This window comes from Dietzia cercidiphylli (assembly GCF_014145145.1).
Taxonomy (GTDB): Bacteria; Actinomycetota; Actinomycetes; order Mycobacteriales; family Mycobacteriaceae; genus Dietzia; species Dietzia natronolimnaea.
Window position 1 is genome coordinate 1 of sequence record NZ_JAALEA010000014.1, and the last position, 20181, is coordinate 20181.

Sequence of the window (20181 nt, forward strand, 5' to 3'; positions counted from 1 at the left end):
TTGGGTGTGGTGACCCCCAGCGACGACCGCGACAGGGCGAGCGCGTCGGCCAGGGACTCGCGCTCACGGCGCCGTCGACCGTCGTCCGGCCCATCCGACATCGTCACGCCCGTGCGTCCGCCGCCCCCGCGCGCAGGGTCTCGATCATGGCGTCGGGGTCGGGCGCGCCGTAGACGGCGGATCCGGCGACGAAGACGTCGCAGCCCGCGGAGGCGGCGTCCCCGATGGTGCGCGAGTCGATGCCGCCGTCGATCTGGATCAGCACGTCGAGCCCGCGCCGGTCGATCTCCGCGCGCAGCGTGCGGACCTTGTCGAGCACCTCCGGCATGAACGACTGGCCCCCGAACCCGGGCTCGACGCTCATCACCAGGACCAGGTCGACGTGCTCGAGCAGATCGAGGTACGGCTCCACGGCCGTGCCCGGCTTGAGGGAGATGCCGGCCCGGCAGCCGCGCGAGTGCAGCAGGTCCGCGACGGCCCTCGGATCGTCGGTGGCCTCGACGTGGAAGGTGATGCTGGCCGCACCCGCGTCGACGTAGTCGCCCACCCACCGTGCCGGGTCCTCGATCATCAGGTGGCAGTCCATCGGCTTGTCGGTGACCTCGCCGACCGCCTTCGCGACCGGGGCGCCGAAGGACAGGTTGGGGACGAAGTGGCCGTCCATCACGTCGACGTGGATCCAGTCCGCGGCGGGGATCCGCTCGATCTCCCTGTCCAGGCGGGCGAAGTCGGCGGACAGGATCGACGGCGCGATGAGCGGCTGGTACGACATGCCGCCCAGTCTAGGCGGGCAGGCGCGAGCGGACTTCCCAGGGCGTGGACCGGAGCCGCCTCGGGCTCTCACGTAGCCGGGCTTTCACATAGTCGGGCCCTCAGCTGGCCGGACGATCAGGCGCCCGGACCCGCCAGCGAGAGACAGAACTCGAGTTGGTCGGCCACGATCTGCTCGAAGTACGGGTCGACGTAGGGGTCGAAGTGCTCGCACGGGTACTCCAGATACCTGCCACGCGGCATCCGCTGAGCGGCCCGGCGCGCGGTCGCCGCGGGAGTGATGGCGTCCCGGGTGGCGATCTGCACCAGGACGGGGCACGCGATCCGTCTCGCGTGCCGGATCGGAGAATAGAAGCCGATCCGCACCAGGATCCGGGCTGCGACGTACTCGGGGAAGTCGCCGCGCTCCAGTCCGGAGTCCGCCGCCAGGCGGTCGACCGCGGGGTCGGCGTCCGGGCTCGTCATGGCACCGGCCTCCCCCGGCTTACCGACCAGCGGGACGTACCGGGGCTCCCCACGCCGGGCCGCGCGCCAGAGGTCGCCGATGATCGCGGGGGTGAGCCTGACCGCCGAGCGCAGCGGCGTCGCCCGGACCGCGGCCGGCCCGCTGACGTGCGGAACCTGCGCGACGACCCCCGCGAGTCGCTCCCCTGTTCCGGCGAGCGTGAGGACGTGGCCGCCCGAGAACGACGTGCCCCACGCGATGACACGGTCCGGGTCGACGCCGGTCAGTGACCGGGTGAAGGCGAGCGCGGACCGCCAGTCGTCGAGCTGACGGCCGATGTCGAGGAGCTGGCGGGGCTGCCCGTCGCTCGCGCCGAAGTGCCGGTAGTCGAAGACCACGACGACGAAGCCGGCGTCGCGGAACCGCTCGGCGTACGCGGGCAGTCGGAGATCGCGGATACACCCGAGGCCGTGCGCCATGACGATGGCCGGTGCGGTCGTCCCGCCGGGGTCCGACGAGGTCTCCGGGCGGTACACCCACGCCGCGCACCCGGTCCCGCCGGAGAGGAAGGTCGCGTCGTCCCGGCCCTGGTCCGCGTCTGATGACGGCATCGACTGTCAGTCCTCTCGTGTCGGCGGTGTGGGGTCTGAGGCGACCCTGCGCAGCCCCGCCATGAACATCGCGTCGGTGCCGTGGCGGTGCGGCCAGAGCTGCACCCACGGTCCGTCTCCGAGGCCCTCGGTGGCGGCCCCGTCGATCCCCTCGAGGATCTCGCGTACGTCGAGGAGTTCGACGTCGTCGCGCCTGTTCGCCTCTCGGATCATAGACACCGTCTCGGACAGGTGGGGGGAACACGTCGCGTAGAGCACCACGCCCCCGGGCCGCACGAGACGCAGTGCGGATTCCAGCAGCTCCCGCTGGAGCACCACCAGTCCCGGGATGTCGGCGGCGGTCTTTCGCCACCGGGCCTCGGGACGACGCCGGAGGGCGCCGAGACCCGAACACGGTGCGTCGAGGAGGACTCGATCGAACCCCGGTTCCAGACCGGGATCCCGGCCGTCCGCGGTGAGGACGGTCACCGGAAGGTCCCGGGTGGCCTCCCGCACGAGGTCGGCACGGTGTTCAGAGACCTCCACACCGGTCACCGTCGCGCCCTCGATCTCCGCCAACGCGCCCAGCATGACGGCCTTGCCCCCGGGTCCGGCGCACAGATCCAACCACCGGCCGCCGTCCTCGCCGACGAGCGGTGCACGGGACGCGGCGATCGCGACGACCTGACTGCCCTCGTCCTGCACCGTGGCGAGCCGGTCGCGCACCGCCTCGAGGGTCCCGGGGTCACCCGAGTCGAGGTGGACCGCGTACGGCGACACGACGCCCTCGGTGCCGCCGGTCACCAGCGCGAGTTCCTCCGCCGAGATGGCGCCGGGCAGTGCCGCCAGGTGCACCTTGGGGCGCGCGTCATCGGCGGCCAGCAGCTCGGGCAGCTCCGCTGCGTCCGCCCCCAGGGATTCGGCGAACGCACGGGCGATCCACTCCGGGTGCGCGGTGCCCACCGCCAGCCGGGCGACGGGGTCCGTCACGTCCTTCCGGAGCACTGCGACCCAGCCGTCCAGGTCCTGTGCGGAGACCTTGCGCAGCACCGCGTTGACGAACGCCCCGGCCCGGCCCAGCCCCTGCGTCCGCGCCGCCTCCACACTGGTGTCGACGGCCGCGTGCGCCCCGATCCGGGTGAACAGCAACTGGTAGGCGCCCAGTCGCACCAGGTCCAGGACCGGGGGGTCGATCTCCTCGACCGGGCGGCCGGCGGCCTCCGCGATGATGCGGTCCAGCAACCCCTGTGTCCGGAGGGTGCCGTAGGTGAGCTCGGTGGCCAGGGCCGCGTCCCGGGTGTCGAGTCGCGCCTTCCTGAGCTCGGACGGCAACAGGAGGTTCGCATACGCCGCGCGTTCGCGCACCGCCGTCATCACGGCGAGGGCGACGGTCCTGGCATCGGGGCGGCTCTGCCGAGGTGTTCGCCCGTCCATCCGACGGTCGGCGGATCGGGGTGCATCCGGTCGTCGCCCGCCCGACCAGCCGCTGCTCTGCCGGCCGCTGCTCTGCCGGCCACCGTCCTGCTTGCCGGTGTCCTGCCGACCGCCGCCCCGCCGGCCATCACCCTGCCGACCGCCGCCTCCGGGGCCGCGGCCCCCTCCGCCGTGGGCACTCATGAGAACTCCGCCCCGTCGTCGAGTCGGGCCCCGCGTGCCCAGTCGACGGCGTTCATCATCTTCTTGCCGGGTGGCTGGAGAGTGGCCACCGCGACGGGAGCGGTGGCCGTGCCGACGAGGAAGGTGTGCTTGTCCCACAGGATCCGCCCGGGGGCCAGGGTCGGTGCTCCCTCCCCGGACGGCGACGTGGAACCGATCTTGACCCGCTCGCCGCCGAAGGTCGTCCACGCCCCCGGGGCCGGGGTGACGGAACGGATGTGGCGGTCCACCGCCAGTGCCGGATCGGTCCAGCGGACCCGCGCGTCGTCGACGGTGATCTTCCCCGCCCGGGAGATCCCGTCGGTCGGCTGCGGGACTGCGCGGAGCTCGCCCGTCTCCAGGGCGTCCAGGGTGGCCAGGAGCAGTCCCGCGCCGGACACCGACAGCCGGGCGAGCAGGTCCCCGGCGGTGTCGCGCGGGAGGATGATCTCGGTCATCGTGCCGAGCACCGGACCGGTGTCCATCCCCTCGTCGAGACGGAAGGTCGTGGCGCCGGTCACCTCGTCTCCCGCCTCGATGGCGGCGTTGACCGGTGCGGCACCCCGCCACGCCGGCAGCAGCGAGAAGTGGAGGTTCACCCAGCCGTGTGCGGGGATGTCCAGGACGGGTCGCGGCACCAAGTGCCCGTAGGCCACCACCGGCACCGCGTCGGGTGCGAGGTCACGGAGGCGCTCGGCGAACTGCGGGTCGCGGGCGTTCGGCGGCGTGAGGACCTCGATCCCCGCGGCGTCGGCGGCCGCGGCCACGGGACTGCGGGACAGGCTCCGGCCGCGACCGGTCCGGGCATCGGGACGGGAGACCACCGCCACCACGTCGTGTCGGCCTGAGGTCAGCAGGGCCTCGAGCGAGGGGACGGCCGCCTGCGGGGTGCCGGCGAAGACGAGTCGCACCGTCACCTCACCGCCATCGCGTCGGCGAGTCGGTCGTAGACGACCCCGGCGCTGATGGCGTCGCTACCGAACCATCCGGACGACCGTATCCCGGCCATCGCCGAGCGCCGCCGGTCCGGGGTGAGGCGCTGGAGGAACAGGATCCCGTCGAGGTGGTCGGTCTCGTGCTGCACGGCGCGCGCGAGGATCCCCTCGGCCTCGAGACGCACCGGCTCTCCGTGCACGTCGACGCCGCGCGCCACGACACGCGCGTAGCGTTCGGTGGGTTCGGAGACCCCGGGGATCGACAGGCACCCCTCGTTGACGTGAGTCCTCTCGTCCCCGATCGGTTCCCACTCCGGGTTGACGAGGTGGCCCTCGCGGCCTCCACAGGTGTAGACGAACACCCGGGTGGACACGCCGATCTGGGGAGCGGCCAACCCGGCTCCGTCCTCGTGGCGGACCGTGTCCATGAGGTCGGCCACGATGCGCGCCAACCTGTCGTCGAACGAGGTGACGGGATCGGTCGGGGTCCTCAGGACGGGATCACCGAAGAGCCGGACGGGATGGACGGCCATGCGTATCTGAACTCCTCGCGGACGGGGATACGGGAAACGCCCATTCTAGGTGTTCTCCGGGCAACCCACCGCACGGGCCGGTCAGCCGATGTGTACCGGGTCGAGCCGGACCCGGACGGGGTCGGCGTTCCGCCGTCCCGACCGCGCCACCACGACCGCCCGTAGTTCGGTGGAGACCGCTCCGAGCAGCGGTGGCGGGACGCGGAGCAACACCCGCTCGGGGTCCTCCACGCCGTCGTGTCCGGGCAACTCCTCCCCCGGGGGGAGGTCGACGGGCCCGAGCACCTCCACCTCGTCAGGGATCCGGAGCTCGTCGAGGATCTCGGCCAGCGCGGAGGCCGGGCCGTCCACCGCCATCATGTGGACGGCGGGCGGGAACCCCACCTCGGCGCGGTCCGCGAGTTCGCGTTCGGCCCACCCCTGGGGGTCCCACCGCACCAGGGCCTGCGCGACCGGGGACCCGGAATCCGCCGACAGGAACACACGGCCCCCGTCGGCGGCCGGGCGGACCAGGCAGGCGGCGCCCACCCAGTGCCGAAGGGCGTTCTGTACCGCTCGGAGATCCGGGCGTCCCAGCAGGGCCCACGAGTCCAGGAGCAGCGCCGCTCCGTATCCACCCTCGGCGACCGGTTCGGCCCCGGGAGTGGACACGATGATGGCGGGGGCGGCGGGAACGGTGTCGAGGATCTCCCCGCCCCCGCTCGTCCGCACCCTGACCCCGGGGAACATCCGGCCGAGCTCCTCGGCCGTCCGGCCCGCGCCCACGACACCCGCGCGCAGGGCCCGCGACCCGCAGGCCACGCACCGGAAACCCGGCTCCGGGGCTCCGCACCAGCCGCAGGCGAGATCCACGGGGCCGTACACCGCATCCATCCGCCCCGCGCGGAGCGGACCGTTGCACCGGCGACACCGGGCCGGTGTCCTACACGACCCGCACAGCAGGGTCGGGATGTACCCCTTCCTCGGGACCTGGACGAGCACCGGGGCGTCCACGTCGACGGCCTCCCGGGCCATCGTCACCGCCACCGCGGGCAACCGGGTGCGCCCGCCGGCCACATCACGGGCCTGGGTCGGATCCGCGTCGGAGAACGCGACGACGCGCGGGGCGAGCGCCCGGACGAGCCCGGGTTCGGGCCGGATCTCGTGTGCCCACCCCGACCGCACGTACTCGGCCACCTCCGGGGTCCGATCCACCGAGCTCAGCAGCAACGGGGTGCCGTCCAGCACGGACCGCTGTGCGGCGACCTCCCTGGTGTGCGGATAGGGGGCGCGGGGCTCCACGAACGAGTCGTCGCCGTCGTCGTGCAGCACGATCAGACCCGGCTCCGGGAGCGGTGCGAACACGGCGCTGCGGGTCCCCACCACGATCCGGGCGTGCCCGCGGACCGCCCGCAGCCACCGTCGGTACCGAGCCGAGGGGCCGATCCCCGCGGACAGGTCGACCACCAGGTCCCGCCCCGTGGCTCCCCCGCCCACGATCTGCCGACACTCCGCGGTCAACCGGTCGACGTCCCGCTGGTCCGGGACGATCAGCAACACCTGCAGGCCCCTCCGCCTGACCGAGTCCGCCAGGGCGGCGAGTGCGCGCGCCCAGTCCCGTCCGGGCGGCACGGTCCAGACGGCCCGGGCCGGGACCCCCCCGGTCGCCGCGTCGAGGAACCGCGTCACCATCGGGTGGTCGGACCAGCCGACCGGGATCTCGACCGGGCCCTCCGTCACACCCAGCGGTGGTTCGCGGTCCGGCACCGATTTCTCGGCCGCGGCGTGCCGCGGGGGGATCGCCAGTCGCAGGACGTCCGAGCGCATGCCCACCCACCGTCGCGCGACCAGGTCGACCAGCCGGAGCAACTGCGGTGTGAGCACGGGCTCCGGCGAGACGACGCGCTCGAGCCACGCGAGCTCCCCGCGGTGATGCGTCTCGTCCGAGCGCTCCACGAGGTACCCGTCGACGAGGCGGCCGGCGAACCGCACGCGGACGCGGGTACCGGGTACCGCCTGGTCGGCCAGGGACTCCGGGACCAGGTAGTCGAACTCCCGGTCCAGATGCGGAACCCCGAGCAGGGGCAGGACCCGGGCCACGGGGGCCGTGGCCGCCGCGACCCGGGCCGCTGGGCGCGTCGTGGTCACGGTCTCGGATTCTCGCACCCCGCTCCGACAACCGGGACGGTCGTCAGTGCCCGACGGCCCGCTTGAGTTCGTCGACGCGGTCGGTCCTCTCCCAGGGGAGGTCCAGATCGGTCCGGCCGAAGTGACCGTAGGCGGCCGTCCCGGCGTAGATCGGACGCTTGAGGTCCAGGTCGCGGATGATCGCGCCGGGACGCAGGTCGAACACCTCTGTGACGGCCTCCTGCAGGGCCGCGATGTCGACCTTCTCGGTCCCGAACGCCTCGACGAACAGCCCGACCGGGGCGGCCTTGCCGATGGCGTAGGCGACCTGGACCTCGACCCGCTCGGCCAGGCCGGCGGCGACGATGTTCTTGGCGACCCACCGCATGGCGTACGCCGCGGAGCGGTCGACCTTGGACGGGTCCTTTCCGGAGAACGCGCCGCCACCGTGGCGGGCCATGCCGCCGTAGGTGTCGACGATGATCTTGCGTCCGGTCAGGCCGGCGTCGCCCATCGGGCCGCCGAGCACGAACCGTCCGGTCGGGTTGACCAGGAGGCGGAACTCGCCGGTCTCGATACCGGCCGCGGCCTCGGCGAGGACCGGCCCGATGACGTGCTCGGTGAGGTCGTCGCGCAGCGTCGTCTCCAGATCGATCTCGGGTGCGTGCTGCGTCGAGATGACGATCGTGTCCAGGCGTACCGCGCGGTCGCCGTCGTACTCGATGGTCACCTGGGTCTTGCCGTCCGGGCGCAGGTAGGCCAACGTGCCGTCCTTGCGGACCTCGGTCAGCCGGCGTGACAGGCGGTGTGCCAGAGCGATGGGCAGCGGCATGAGCTCAGGGGTGTCCGAGCACGCGTAACCGAACATCAGGCCCTGGTCGCCGGCGCCCTGTCGGGCGATCGCGTCCTCGACCGGGTCGGCGGAGGTCCGTGCCTCGTGCGACGTGTCCACGCCCTGGGCGATCTCGGGGGACTGCTGCCCGATCGAGATCGACACACCACAGGAGACGCCGTCGAAACCCTTGTCGGAGGAGTCGTATCCGATCTCCACGATCTTCTCGCGGATGAGCTGCGGGATCTCCACGTAGCCGCTCGTCTTGACCTCGCCGGCCACGTGCACCATCCCGGTGGTCACCATGGTCTCCACGGCGACACGGGCTTCGGGGTCCTGCGTCAGCATCGCGTCCAGGATGGCGTCCGAGATCGCGTCACAGATCTTGTCCGGATGCCCCTCGGTCACGGACTCGCTGGTGAACAGCCGACGTGCCTGCGTCACAGTGGTTCTCTCTTCCTGGTGCCGGATGCGTGTGATCGGTCGATCGCGTGGGGACAGACTAGTCGGTGCGGTCCGTGGTGGTTCGCGCGGATGGGGCCGCGGCCCGGGACACCACGGCGTCGAGGATCCGGCTGGCTAGGAGATCTTTGCTCGCCCTGTCCACCGGCGTCTCCCCGCCCGCGGAGTCCAGGATCCACCCGCCGTTGACGTCCTGCCCGAAAGTGGTGCCGCGACCGACCTCGTTGACGACGAGGAGGTCGCACCCCTTCCGGGCGAGCTTCGCCCGGCCGTGGTCGAGGACCGATCCCGAGGAGTCGCCGGTCTCGGCGGCGAACCCGACCAGGATGCAGCCCGCGGGGACGTCCCCGGACCCGCGGCCCGCGACGAGCTCGGCGAGGATGTCCGGATTGCGTTCCAACCGGATCTCGGCCGGTTCGGATCCGGTGCCCTTCTTGAGCTTGGAGGACGACACGTCCGTCGGGCGGAAGTCGGCCACCGCCGCGGCCTTGATGACCACGTCCGCCTCGGCCGCGGCGGCGAAGGTGGCGTCGCGTAGCTCGCGGGCGGAGTCGATGTGGATCGCCTCCACGGCCGCCGGCACCGGCAGGTCGGAGGAGGTCACGAGCGTGACCCTCGCTCCCCTCGCCGCCGCGACAGCGGCGATCGCGTGTCCCTGCTTCCCGGAACTGCGGTTGCCGAGGAACCGCACCGGATCGATCTCCTCGCGGGTACCACCGGACGTCACCACGACCCGCTTGCCGGCCAGGTCCCACGGGAGGCCGCCGCCGTCGAGCAGCAGTCTCGCGAGACGCGCGATATCGGCCGGCTCGGGCAGGCGGCCGGCGCCGGTGTCGGCCCCGGTGAGTCTCCCGGATGCGGGCGGCATGACGTGCACGCCGTCGCCCCGGAGGGTGTCGACGTTGCGCCTCGTCGCCGGGTGCTCCCACATCTCGGTGTGCATCGCCGGCGCGAGCAGCACGGGGCACCGCGCGGTCAGAAGAGTGGAGGTGAGCAGGTCGTCCGCGCGCCCGGAGGCGACCCGCGCGAGCAGATCGGCCGTCGCGGGGGCGACCACGACGAGGTCCGCCCGCTGCCCGAGGGCGACGTGGCGGACCGACGGCACGTCCGAGAACACCCCGGTGGAGACCGGGTTCCCCGACAGTGCCTCGAAGGTGGCGGACCCGACGAACCGCAGGGCCGCCTCGGTGGGGACCACGTCGACGTGGCACCCGGACTCCGTGAGGAGCCTGATCAGGCCACAGGCCTTGTAGGCGGCGATTCCGCCGCCGACCCCGACGACGACGCGCGTGCGCCGCACGTCGCCCCCGGAGTGGGTCACTCTCCCTCGGCGCAGTCGAGCAGGTCGGAATGGAGCTCGCGCAGCGCGATCGTCAGCGGCTTCTCATGCAGACCGGGGTCGACCAGGGGACCGACGTACTCGAGGATGCCCTCCTCGATCTGGTTGTAGTACGAGTTGATCTGCCGGGCGCGCTTGGCGGCGAAGATCACCAGGGCGTACTTGGAGGACGCCCGCTCGAGGAGCTCGTCGATCGGGGGGTTGGTGATGCCGATCGGGGTGTCGTACAACGGGGCTGCCGCTGCGGCTTCGATGGTGGCCACTATGGGTTCTCCTCTGGGTACAGCCTGGGTGGTGCTCTGGCCTGGGGTGGTGCTCTCGCGTCGGATTCGGCGTCAGTCTTGGCCGACCAGCAATGATACCAACTCGTCGACCGCGACCTCGAGTTCGTCGTTGACGACGACCTCGTCGAACTCCCCGCGGGCGTCCATCTCGACCTTCGCCGTCTCGAGCCTGCGGGTGACGACCTCGTGCGGCTCGGTACCCCGGCCGCGGAGACGGAGCTCGAGTTCCTCCCACGACGGCGGGGACAGGAACACGGTACGTCCCTCGGGGATGGACTCACGGATCTGCCGGACGCCGGCGAGGTCGACCTCGATGAGGACCGGCCGGCCCTCCTCGAGGGCGCGGCGGACCGGGTCGGCCGGGGTGCCCGAGAGCTGGAGGCCCCGGTGGATCTCGGCCCACTCGAGCATCCGTCCCTGGTCGACGGCCTCGCGGAACTGCTCGGCGCTGACGAAGTGGTAGTCGCGCCCGTCGACCTCGCCGGGACGTGGGTCCCGGGTGGTCATGGAGACGCTGAAGTAGAGGTCCGGCACGCGGTCACGCAGCCGTGCCACGACGGTTGACTTGCCGACGGCGGAGGGGCCGGCCAAGACGATCAGCCGGCCCCTCTTCGCCGTCGCTTCCGGGGACGAGACCCCGGATGACGGTGTGTTCATGCGTCGATCAGTCGACCGTGAAGTCGAACCGCTCGAGCAGTGCGCGGCGCTGGCGGTCTCCGAGACCACGCAGGCGACGCGTCGGTGCGATCTCCAGCTCGGTCATGATCTCCTGAGCCTTGACCTTACCGACCTTGGGCAGGGCCTCGAGCAGCGCCGAGACCTTCATCTTGCCGAGGATCTCGTCGCTCTCGGCATCCTTGAGCACCTGCTTGAGGTCGGTGCCACCACGCTTCAGGCGCTCCTTGAGCTCAGCCCGGGCGCGACGGGCGGCAGCCGCCTTCTCCAGAGCAGCTGCACGCTGCTCATCGGTCAACTGGGGAAGGGCCACAATTCCTCCGTCTCGTTCGTGTGTGTCTCATGACTCACGCGGGTGTCCACCGTAGGACATCCACGTGTGGTGTGCGGTGACCGACCCCGGCGCGTCCGCGGGCTGCGGCTCGTGCCGGGAGCGGGCGCTCCCTCGTGCTCACCGTACCCGGGCGATTCCGCCCCCCTCGCGGGAGACCGGCACGGCGTCGGGCCTGATGACCTCAGCAACAGTACGCGGCCGGATGGCCTCGTCGTCGCGCGGGGCCCGGCGTGGCACCCCGCCTGAACTGCGGATTGACGTGTGAGGTGAGGAGAAGACTAACGCCGGTCGCGTGCTCCCGCGAACCGAACCGCCCTAAATGGGGCGACCGGGTCACGGCGTCTGCTCCCGGCGACGTGGCCCCTGTGACGCCAGCCGTCCCGTGTGACGCCAGCACTCCGCCGGGGTGCCGGACCCCTCAGGCGGACCCGACGAAACGGTAGGTACGGGCCAGATCGCGGACCACCGCACGCATCGCCCCGACGTCCGGGCCCGACCGCAGGACGTGCCGGGAGACGTTGACGAGGGTGTGGGCCAACGCGGGCCCGGCGATCCTCCGGACGTCCGCGAGCGTCCCCCCCTGCTCCCCCACTCCCGGCATGAGGACCGGGCCGCGGAGACCGTCCAGTCGGGGCGGGTCGGCGACCGTCGCGCCCACGACGACACCGAACGGGCCCGGCGTGCCGGGCCCCGATGCGGCGTTCCGGTGGCCCACCTCGTCCACGACCGACTGCGCGACCGTTCCGGAGGGTCCCGTGGCCGCCTGCAGGCCCCCCGCCTCAGGGTTGGAGGTGCGGGCCAACACGAACAGCCCGCGGTTGTTCGCCGATGCGGTGTCGAAGGCGGCCTCGAGCGAGCCCACCCCCAGGTACGGGGACACGGTCAGGGCGTCGCAGGCCAGTGGTGAGTCCGCGGCCAACCAGGCCCGGGCGTACCCGGCCATGGTGGATCCGATGTCCCCGCGCTTGGCGTCGGCGATCGACAGCGCTCCCGACTCGGCGATCGACGTCAGGACCTCCTCGAGGACCGCGAAGCCCGCGGAACCGTGCTCCTCGAAGAACGCCACCTGGGGCTTGACCGCCGGCACGAGATCCCCGAACGCCTCCAGGGACCGGCGGGAGAACTCGCGGACCCCGGCGGCGTCCACTCCCAGCCCCCAGGACTCGAGGAGCGCCGGGTGGGGATCGATCCCCACGCAGAGGTTCCCGCGTGCGGAGACGGCGGACCGCAGCCGCGCACCGAACGGGTCTCGGGGTGCGCCCCCGGTCATCGGGCGGCGAACCCGCTGTGCAACTCCTGGAGGGGGCTCACCGTGACGTCACCGCGCCGGATGGCCTCGATGCCGTGCACCGCCGCCGTCGCGCCCTGGACGGTGGTGATACACGGGACCCTCCGGGTGATCGCGGCCGAGCGGATCTCGTGCCCGTCGGCGCGGGTCCCCCCGGTGGACGAGGCGATGTTGAGGATCAGGTCGACCTCGTCGGCGTTGATCCGGTCGACGATCGTCCGGACCGGGTCGCCCTGCTCGTCGACCGGCCCTCCCCCGGCCTCGGTCAGCTTCGCCACGGTCTCGCACGCGATCCCGTAGCGCCGGAGCATGAGCGCGGTGCCCTCGGTGGCCAGGACCGTGAACCCGAGCGCGGCGAGGCGCTGTGCCGGGAACACCATGGACCGCTTGTCCCGGTTCGCGACCGAGACGAACACGGTCCCGGACGTCGGGAGGACGCCCTCGGCCGCGAGTTGGCCCTTGGCGAAGGCGACGGCGAAGTTGGGGCCGATGCCCATGACCTCACCGGTCGACTTCATCTCCGGGCTGAGCAGCGAGTCGACGGGGTTGCCCTCGGGGGTGCGGAAACGGTTGAACGGGAGGACCGCCTCCTTGACGGCGACCGGCGCGTCCGCCGGGAGCGAACCGCCGTCCCGGTCGGATGGGAGGAGCCCCTCGGCCTTGAGCTCGGCGATCGTCTCACCCATCATGATGCGGGCACACGCCTTGGCGAGGTGCACGCCGGTCGCCTTGGAGACGAACGGCACGGTGCGGCTGGCGCGGGGGTTCGCCTCGAGCACGTACAGGACGTCGTCCTTGATCGCGTACTGGACGTTCATCAGTCCCTTGACGCCGATGCCGAACGCCAGTGCCTCACTGGAGCGGCGGACGCGGTCGATGTCGTCCTGCCCCAGGGTGATGGGCGGGAGGGCGCACGCGGAGTCACCGGAGTGGATGCCGGCCTCCTCGATGTGCTCCATGACGCCACCCAGGTAAACCTCGGTGCCGTCGCACAACACGTCGACGTCGATCTCGACCGCGTCGTCGAGGAATCGGTCGACCAGGACCGGACGGTCCGGGCTGATCTCGGTCGCGCGCTCGATGTACGACCGCAGCGACGTCTCGTCGTACACGATCTCCATCCCCCGCCCGCCCAGCACGTACGAGGGGCGGACGAGCACCGGGTAGCCGATACGCGCCGCGATCTCCGTCGCCTCCGTGGCGTTGATGGCCGTCCCGAACGCGGGTGCGGGCAGACCGGCCCTCACCAGGACCTCGCCGAACTCACGCCGGTCCTCCGCGAGGTCGATGGCCGAGGGGCTGGTGCCCACGATCGGGACGCCGGCCTCCTCCAACTGTGCAGCCAGGCCGAGCGGGGTCTGGCCGCCGAGCTGGACCAGGACTCCCGCGACGGTTCCCGACTCGGACTCGGCGTGGTAGACCTCCATGACGTCCTCGAACGTCAGCGGCTCGAAGTACAGACGGTCCGCCGTGTCGTAGTCGGTCGAGACGGTCTCCGGGTTGCAGTTGACCATGACGGTCTCGTACCCGGCCTCGGACAACGTGAGCGCGGCGTGGACGCACGAGTAGTCGAACTCGATGCCCTGACCGATCCGGTTGGGTCCGGAGCCCAGGATGATGACCTTCTCGCGCTCCGTCTGGGCGGCGACCTCGGACTCGGCCGCGGGGTCGAGTTCGTAGGTCGAGTAGTGGTACGGGGTCTTGGCCTCGAACTCCGCGGCGCAGGTGTCGACGGTCTTGTAGACGGGCCGCACGCCGAGCCGGTGACGCAGACGCCGGACGCCCTCGGCGCCCGCGAACTCGGGCCGCAGAGCCGCGATCTGGGCGTCGGACAGGCCGTTGTGCTTCGCGCGGCGCAGCAGCGCCTCGTCGACCACCGGTGCGTCGACGATCTCCTGACGGAGCTCGACCAGCGCGGCGACCTCCTCGAGGAACCACGGGTCGATCCCCGAGGCCTCGTGGACCTGTTCGACGGTCGCGCCGAGGCGGAGCGCCAGCTCGACGTCGTACATCCGGCCCTCGGTCGGGCGCACGAGGTCCGCGAGGACGGCGTCGACGTCGGTCGACCGTCCGGGCGCGATCGTCTCGTCGGGCAGGGTCCAGAAGCCGGCCGCCTTGGTCTCCAGCGAGCGCATCACCTTGCCCAGCGCCTCGCGATAGTTGCGGCCCAGGCTCATCGCCTCGCCCACCGACTTCATGGTGGTGGTGAGCGTGTCGTCGGCACCCGGGAACTTCTCGAACGCGAAGCGGGGGGCCTTGACCACCACGTAGTCCAGGGTCGGTTCGAAGCACGCCGGGGTCTCGCCGGTGATGTCGTTGGTGATCTCGTCGAGCGAGTAGCCGATGGCGAGCCGGGCGGCGATCTTGGCGATGGGGAACCCGGTGGCCTTGGACGCCAGCGCCGAGGACCGTGAGACGCGTGGGTTCATCTCGATCACCACGAGGCGACCGTCGACGGGGTTGATGGCGAACTGGATGTTGCAACCGCCCGTGTCCACGCCGACTTCGCGGATGATCGCGATGCCGAGGTCGCGCATGTCCTGGTACTCGCGGTCCGTCAGCGTCATCGACGGGGCGACGGTGACCGAGTCGCCGGTGTGGACGCCCAGTGCGTCGACGTTCTCGATCGAGCACACCACCACGACGTTGTCCTTGTTGTCGCGCATGAGCTCCAGCTCATACTCCTTCCACCCGAGGATCGATTCCTCGATGAGGACGTTCGCGGTGGGCGAGGCGGACAGCCCGCCGCCGGCGATCCGCTCGAGGTCCTCGGTGGTGTAGGCCAGGCCGGAGCCGAGCCCGCCCATGGTGAACGACGGCCGGACCACGACGGGCAGACCCAGTTCGGAGACGGTCGCGTGGACCTCGTCCATGGTGTGGCAGACGGCGCTGCGTGCCGAGTCGCCTCCCACACTCGCGACGATGTCCTTGAAGGTCTGACGGTCCTCACCGCGGTTGATCGCGGGGATGTCGGCGCCTATCAGCTCCACGCCGTGCTTTGTCAGGATCCCCTGCGCGTCGAGTTGGATGGCGGCGTTGAGCGCGGTCTGGCCGCCCAGCGTGGCGAGGACGGCGTCGACGGGGTGTCCGTCGGCCGCCTCCTTGACGAAGATCTTGTCGATGTACTCGGGCGTGATCGGCTCGATGTAGGTGCTGTCGGCGAACTCGGGGTCGGTCATGATCGTGGCCGGGTTGGAGTTGACCAACGTGACGCGCAGCCCCTCGGCGCGGAGTACCCGGCAGGCCTGGGTGCCGGAGTAGTCGAACTCGCAGGCCTGGCCGATGACGATCGGTCCGGAACCGATCACGAGGACGTGGTTGATGTCTGTGCGGCGGGGCATCAGTTCGAGCCCTTTCTGGAGTCTGCGGAACCGTGGGCGGCGGTGTCACCGGTTGCTGAGTCGAGCAGGCTGACGAAGCGGTCGAAGAGGTCGGCGGCGTCACGGGGACCCGCCGCGGCCTCGGGGTGGTACTGGACGGAGAAGGCGGAGCCGTCGGTGAGGGCGACCCCCTCGACGGTCGCGTCGTTCGCGCACACGTGCGTGACGGTGGCGGTGCCCCAGGGTGTCTCCCAGGTCTCGGTATCCGGGGCGCGGAGCGCGAACCCGTGGTTCTGGGAGGTGATGGCGACCCTCCCGGTCGCCTTCTCCACCACCGGGATGTTGATCCCGCGGTGGCCGAACCTCATCTTGTAGGTCTCGAGCCCGAGCGCCCTGCCCAGGATCTGGTTGCCGAAGCAGATCCCGAAGAACGGGATCCCCTGGCTCAGGACCTCTTTGGTCAGGTGCACGGCGGCGTCGGCGGTGGCCGGGTCCCCGGGGCCGTTGGACAGGAACACCCCGTCCACGTCGAGGTCGAGCACGTCCTGCAGGGTCGCGTCCGACGGGAGCACGTGGACCCGCACGCCGCGTGCGGTGAGCATGCGGGGGGTGTTGGTCTTGATGCCCAGGTCGAGCGCCGCCACGGAATGGCGTGCCCGCCCCTCGGGCTCCACGACGTAGGCGGTGTCGGTCGAGACGGCCTCGGCCAGTGACGCGCCGGCCATGGGTTCCTGGGCCCGGACGGTCGCGAGCATCGACTCGTCGTCCACCAGGTCCTCACCCGAGAAGATGCCGGCCTTCATCGCCCCGAGATCCCGGATGTGGCGGACGACCGCCCGGGTGTCCACCCCGGCGATCCCCACGATGCCCTGGGCGAGCATCTCGTCCTCGAGCGTGCGCTCGGACCGGTGGTTGGAGGCGCGGCGTGACAGGTCCCGGATCACCAGACCTGACACCCAGATCCGACCGCCGCCGTTCCGGCCGTCGAGCAGCGACTCACCGTCCTCGTCGTTCCACCCGGTGTTGCCGATCTGCGGAGCGGTGCTGACGACGATCTGCCGGTGGTAGGACGGGTCGGTGAGGGTCTCCTGGTACCCCGACATCCCCGTGGTGAAGACGGCCTCCCCGAGGGTGGTCCCGGTCGCCCCGAACGCCGTGCCGCGGTGGATGCGGCCGTCCTCGAGGACGAGGGCGGCGGGCGCGCGGCCCCCCGGTGCGACGGTGGTTCCGTTGTGCGGTGTCACTTGTTCTCCTCGGTGGTGGAGCGGGGGGTGTCCGGCCGGGTGGGCGGTGCGGCGTCGCCGCGCAGGGCCTCCCAGCGGGGGTACGAGTCCTTGTCGTCGGCCCGGAAGCCGGAGTCGATCAGGGTGGGGCCGTCGTGGCCGTCGACCTGCCATCGGGCGACGAGGATCCCGCCGCCGGGCACGGTCTTGTTGGCGAGGGCGGAGGCGCGTCGCACGTCCACCAGGTCGGCGCGGGGGATCCACACCGTGGCGTCGGCGAGGTCGAGCCGGAGTCCACCGGTGAACGCGGTGAGGGTGGCGGCCGAGCGGTGGCCGAGCGGTGCCCGGGCGATCCTCGCCTGCCAGTCACCCGCCACGGTGCTGCCGATGTACACGCCGGTCAGCGGTCCCAGCACCACGTCACCGGTCTCGGCGGGAACCTCCGGCAGCGTGTCGAAGAGGCCGGCCTGGGAGCGGCTGCGATTTCGCCAGCCCCATGCCATCAACCCGAGCAGGCCGAGGAAGACGACGATCACGCCCACCAGGGTCCAGACGTCCTGTGTCATGCGAGTACCTCTCCGTCGCGGCTGGTCATGCGGCCCCGGTATACGGTGCCCACGACCCGGGCGGCGAACGTCATCCCCTGGTAGGGGGTGTTGGCGGACAGACTTGCGAGTTCCTCCCCGACGACGGTCCACGGGGAGTCGGGATCGACGACGGCGAGGTTGGCGGGCTCCCCGACCTCGATCGGGCGCCCCTGGTCGGTGAGACCGGCGATCTCGGCGGGCCGCGTGCTCATGACGCGGGCCAGATCGCGCCAGCTCATCTCCCCCGACTCGACCAGGAGGGCCGCCACGATGGGCAACGCCGTCTCCAACCCGAGCATGCCCGGGCGGGCGGCCGCGAACTCGCAGCACTTCTCCTGGGCGGCGTGGGGGGCGTGGTCGGTGGCGACGCAGTCGATCACCCCCGAGACGAGCGCGTCACGCAGGGCGAGGGTGTCGTGGGCTTCGCGCAGTGGCGGGTTGACCCGGTAGACCCCGTCGTACGTCTCGAGCCTCGTGTCGTCGAGGAGCAGGTGGTGGGGGGTGACCTCCGCGGTGATCGAGATCCCCTGCGCCTTCGCCCACTTCAGCAGCTCGACCGTGCCCGTGGTGGAGGCGTGGCAGATGTGGACCCGCGCGCCGGCGTCCCGGGCCAGGATCGCGTCGCGCGCCACGATGGACTCCTCCGCCGAGCGCGGCCAGCCGGTGAGTCCGAGGCGGGCGGCCGTGGGCCCCTCGTGCGCCACCGCACCCTTGGTCAGGCGTGGCTCCTCCGCGTGCTGTGCGATCAGCACACCGAGTCCCGCCGAGTACTCGAGGGCGCGGCGCATCACCAACGGGTCGTAGACGCACATGCCGTCGTCGGAGAAGACCCTGACCCGGGCCTCGCCGGAGGCCATCTGACCCATCTCGGTGAGCTGTTCCCCCTTGAGTCCGACGGTGACCGCTCCCACCGGGTGGATGTCGCACAGGCCCACGGACCGGCCGATCCGCCACACGGAGTCGGTGACGGTCTGGTTGTCCTGCGGAGGCTGGGTGTTGGCCATGGCGAACACCGCGGTGTACCCGCCCCGCGCCGCCGCCGCCGACCCGGTGGCCACCGTCTCGGTGTCCTCCCGTCCGGGCTCGCGCAGGTGGGTGTGGAGGTCGACGAACCCGGGGAGCAGGACGGCGCCGGCCATGTCGTGGGTCTCGACGTCGTCAGGGAGATCCTCACCGGCGTCCGGTCCGATCGCGGCGACGAGCCCGTCCCTGACGAGCACGTCGACGGGGTCGCCCTCCCCGTAGGGCCGGACCCGGCGCAGCAGCAGGGTCGGGGGTTCGAGGGCGCTCACTCGGGGTTTCCTTCCGTTCCGACAAGGGTGTGGAGCAGGACCGACATGCGTACGTGGACGCCGTTGGTGACCTGCTGGAGAATCGCTGACGACGGGGCGTCGGCGGTGTCGAACCCGATCTCCATCCCCCGGACCATCGGTCCGGGGTGCAGGACGACCGCGTTCTCGGGCAACCGGGACGCACGGGCGGGCCCCAGGCCGTACCGCACCGCGTACTCGCGGGCGGACGGGAAGAACCCGCCGTTCATCCGCTCGGCCTGGACACGCAGCATCATCACCGCGTCCGCGCCGGGCAGCTCGGCGTCGAGGTCGGTCGAGGCCCGGACCGGCCAGTCCCCGACCCCCACCGGCAGCAGGGTGGGTGGCGCGACCAACACGACCTCGGCACCGAGGGTCGACAGCAGCAGCGCGTTCGACCGGGCCACCCGCGAGTGCAGGATGTCGCCGACGATCACCACCCGGCGGCCCTCGATCTCCCCCAGTCGTTCGCGGATGGTCATCGCGTCCAGCAACGCCTGGGTCGGGTGCTCGTGCATGCCGTCACCGGCGTTGATGACCGAGGGCCCGACGCCGCCGGGGGCGACCCAGCCGGCGATCTGGAGGGCGGACCCCGAAGCCGGATGACGCACGATGAGCGCGTCCGCACCGACCGCGGTCAGTGTCATGGCCGTGTCCCGCAGCGACTCCCCCTTCTGCACCGAGGAGGCGCTCGCGGAGACGTTGATGACGTCGGCACTCATCCACTTGCCGGCGGTCTCGAAGGAGACCCTCGTGCGCGTGGAGTTCTCGTAGAACACCGTCAGGACGGTCTTGCCCCGGAGGGTGGGCAGCTTGCGGACCTCGCGCCCGAGGAGCGTCTCCTTGAGACGGCCGGCCTCGTCCAGGATCGACAGCGCCGCGTCGCGGTCCAGATCGGCGGCGGAGAGCAGATGCTTCACCTGGCGTCCTCCGGTGTCGGCCGTCTGAGGACCACGGCGTCGACGTCGTCCGTCTCCGTGAGCCGCACCGAGACGCCCTCCTCGCGCGAGGTGGGGACGTTCTTCCCGACGTAGTCCGCGCGGATCGGGAGTTCGCGGTGCCCGCGGTCGACCAGGACGGCGAGCTGGACGCGGGCGGGCCTGCCGAGGTCCCGCAGCGCGTCGAATGCCGCCCGGATGGTCCGCCCGGAGAAGAGGACGTCGTCGACCAGGATGACGGTCGCTCCGTCGATGCCCTCGGCCGGGACCGTGGTCGGGCTCATCGGGCGGTGGGGGCCACCGGCGAGGTCGTCGCGGTACAGGGTCACATCGAGTGAACCGGCGTGTACGGCGGCTCCGCTGAACTCCCTGATGCGCTCGGCCAGACGGTGCGCGAGCGGGACACCACGGGTGGGGATGCCGAGCAGGACGACCGGACCCGAATCCGGTGCGTCCGCGGCCGTGCGTTCGATGATCTGGTGTGCCAGGCGGGATATCGTCCTGGCGACGTCATCAGACGTGAAGAGTGAAACCGAGGTCGTCTCCGGACCGTCAGCGCTCACCGATCACCACC

Annotated in this window: 18 protein-coding genes; all 18 read right to left on the minus strand. The window is 71.6% G+C overall.

Annotated elements, in window-relative coordinates; all coding sequences use genetic code 11:
* Positions 1-103 precede the first annotated feature (103 nt).
* Positions 104-772: a ribulose-phosphate 3-epimerase gene (gene rpe / locus G6028_RS00660; RefSeq protein WP_179525340.1), complete on the minus strand. Its 669-nt coding sequence runs from the start codon at positions 770-772 to the stop codon at positions 104-106.
* Positions 773-888: 116 nt separating this feature from the next.
* Positions 889-1827 carry an alpha/beta hydrolase gene (locus G6028_RS00665; protein WP_182657699.1) on the minus strand — a complete coding sequence of 313 codons (939 nt, stop codon included), beginning with the start codon at positions 1825-1827 and terminating at the stop codon, positions 889-891.
* Positions 1828-1833: 6 nt separating this feature from the next.
* Positions 1834-3240: an RsmB/NOP family class I SAM-dependent RNA methyltransferase gene (locus G6028_RS00670; RefSeq protein WP_182657701.1), complete on the minus strand. Its 1407-nt coding sequence runs from the start codon at positions 3238-3240 to the stop codon at positions 1834-1836.
* A 179-nt stretch (positions 3241-3419) separates the two neighbouring features.
* Complete coding sequence (fmt, locus tag G6028_RS00675; RefSeq protein ID WP_182657718.1) at positions 3420-4352, minus strand: methionyl-tRNA formyltransferase; 933 nt, start codon at positions 4350-4352, stop codon at positions 3420-3422.
* A 2-nt stretch (positions 4353-4354) separates the two neighbouring features.
* A complete protein-coding gene (def, locus tag G6028_RS00680) occupies positions 4355-4909 on the minus strand; it encodes a peptide deformylase (RefSeq protein WP_179525343.1) in 555 nt (184 codons plus the stop codon).
* 81 nt (positions 4910-4990) lie between these two features.
* Entirely contained in the window at positions 4991-7036 is a 2046-nt protein-coding gene (locus G6028_RS00685) for a primosomal protein N' (RefSeq protein WP_182657703.1), read from the minus strand.
* Between the two features lie 43 nt (positions 7037-7079).
* Positions 7080-8291, minus strand: coding sequence for a methionine adenosyltransferase (gene metK, locus G6028_RS00690; RefSeq protein ID WP_182611193.1), 1212 nt, complete (start codon positions 8289-8291; stop codon positions 7080-7082).
* 58 nt (positions 8292-8349) lie between these two features.
* A complete protein-coding gene (coaBC, locus tag G6028_RS00695; RefSeq protein WP_182616196.1) occupies positions 8350-9630 on the minus strand; it encodes a bifunctional phosphopantothenoylcysteine decarboxylase/phosphopantothenate--cysteine ligase CoaBC in 1281 nt (426 codons plus the stop codon).
* Complete coding sequence (gene rpoZ, locus G6028_RS00700) at positions 9627-9911, minus strand: DNA-directed RNA polymerase subunit omega (protein ID WP_107747549.1); 285 nt, start codon at positions 9909-9911, stop codon at positions 9627-9629. Before rpoZ ends, coaBC begins: the two co-directional genes overlap by 4 nt.
* A 72-nt stretch (positions 9912-9983) precedes the next feature.
* Entirely contained in the window at positions 9984-10589 is a 606-nt protein-coding gene (gene gmk, locus G6028_RS00705) for a guanylate kinase (protein ID WP_182657705.1), read from the minus strand.
* Between the two features lie 7 nt (positions 10590-10596).
* Positions 10597-10920 carry an integration host factor, actinobacterial type gene (mihF, locus tag G6028_RS00710; protein ID WP_007631925.1) on the minus strand — a complete coding sequence of 108 codons (324 nt, stop codon included), beginning with the start codon at positions 10918-10920 and terminating at the stop codon, positions 10597-10599.
* A 439-nt stretch (positions 10921-11359) separates the two neighbouring features.
* Entirely contained in the window at positions 11360-12211 is an 852-nt protein-coding gene (gene pyrF / locus G6028_RS00715; RefSeq protein ID WP_182609395.1) for an orotidine-5'-phosphate decarboxylase, read from the minus strand.
* Positions 12208-15570 (minus strand): carbamoyl-phosphate synthase large subunit, encoded by a 3363-nt coding sequence (carB, locus tag G6028_RS00720; protein WP_182657707.1) that lies wholly within the window; start codon positions 15568-15570, stop codon positions 12208-12210. Before carB ends, pyrF begins: the two co-directional genes overlap by 4 nt.
* Positions 15570-16793 (minus strand): glutamine-hydrolyzing carbamoyl-phosphate synthase small subunit, encoded by a 1224-nt coding sequence (gene carA / locus G6028_RS00725; RefSeq protein WP_182609397.1) that lies wholly within the window; start codon positions 16791-16793, stop codon positions 15570-15572. Before carA ends, carB begins: the two co-directional genes overlap by 1 nt.
* Positions 16790-17338, minus strand: a complete 549-nt coding sequence (locus G6028_RS00730) for a PH-like domain-containing protein (RefSeq protein WP_182609398.1) — start codon at positions 17336-17338, stop codon at positions 16790-16792. Before G6028_RS00730 ends, carA begins: the two co-directional genes overlap by 4 nt.
* Entirely contained in the window at positions 17335-18651 is a 1317-nt protein-coding gene (locus G6028_RS00735) for a dihydroorotase (protein WP_182657710.1), read from the minus strand. The genes G6028_RS00730 and G6028_RS00735 overlap by 4 nt, the downstream gene beginning before the upstream one ends.
* Positions 18648-19589 carry an aspartate carbamoyltransferase catalytic subunit gene (locus G6028_RS00740; RefSeq protein WP_182617266.1) on the minus strand — a complete coding sequence of 314 codons (942 nt, stop codon included), beginning with the start codon at positions 19587-19589 and terminating at the stop codon, positions 18648-18650. The genes G6028_RS00735 and G6028_RS00740 overlap by 4 nt, the downstream gene beginning before the upstream one ends.
* Positions 19586-20170: a bifunctional pyr operon transcriptional regulator/uracil phosphoribosyltransferase PyrR gene (pyrR, locus tag G6028_RS00745; RefSeq protein ID WP_179525354.1), complete on the minus strand. Its 585-nt coding sequence runs from the start codon at positions 20168-20170 to the stop codon at positions 19586-19588. The genes G6028_RS00740 and pyrR overlap by 4 nt, the downstream gene beginning before the upstream one ends.
* Positions 20171-20181 lie beyond the last annotated feature (11 nt).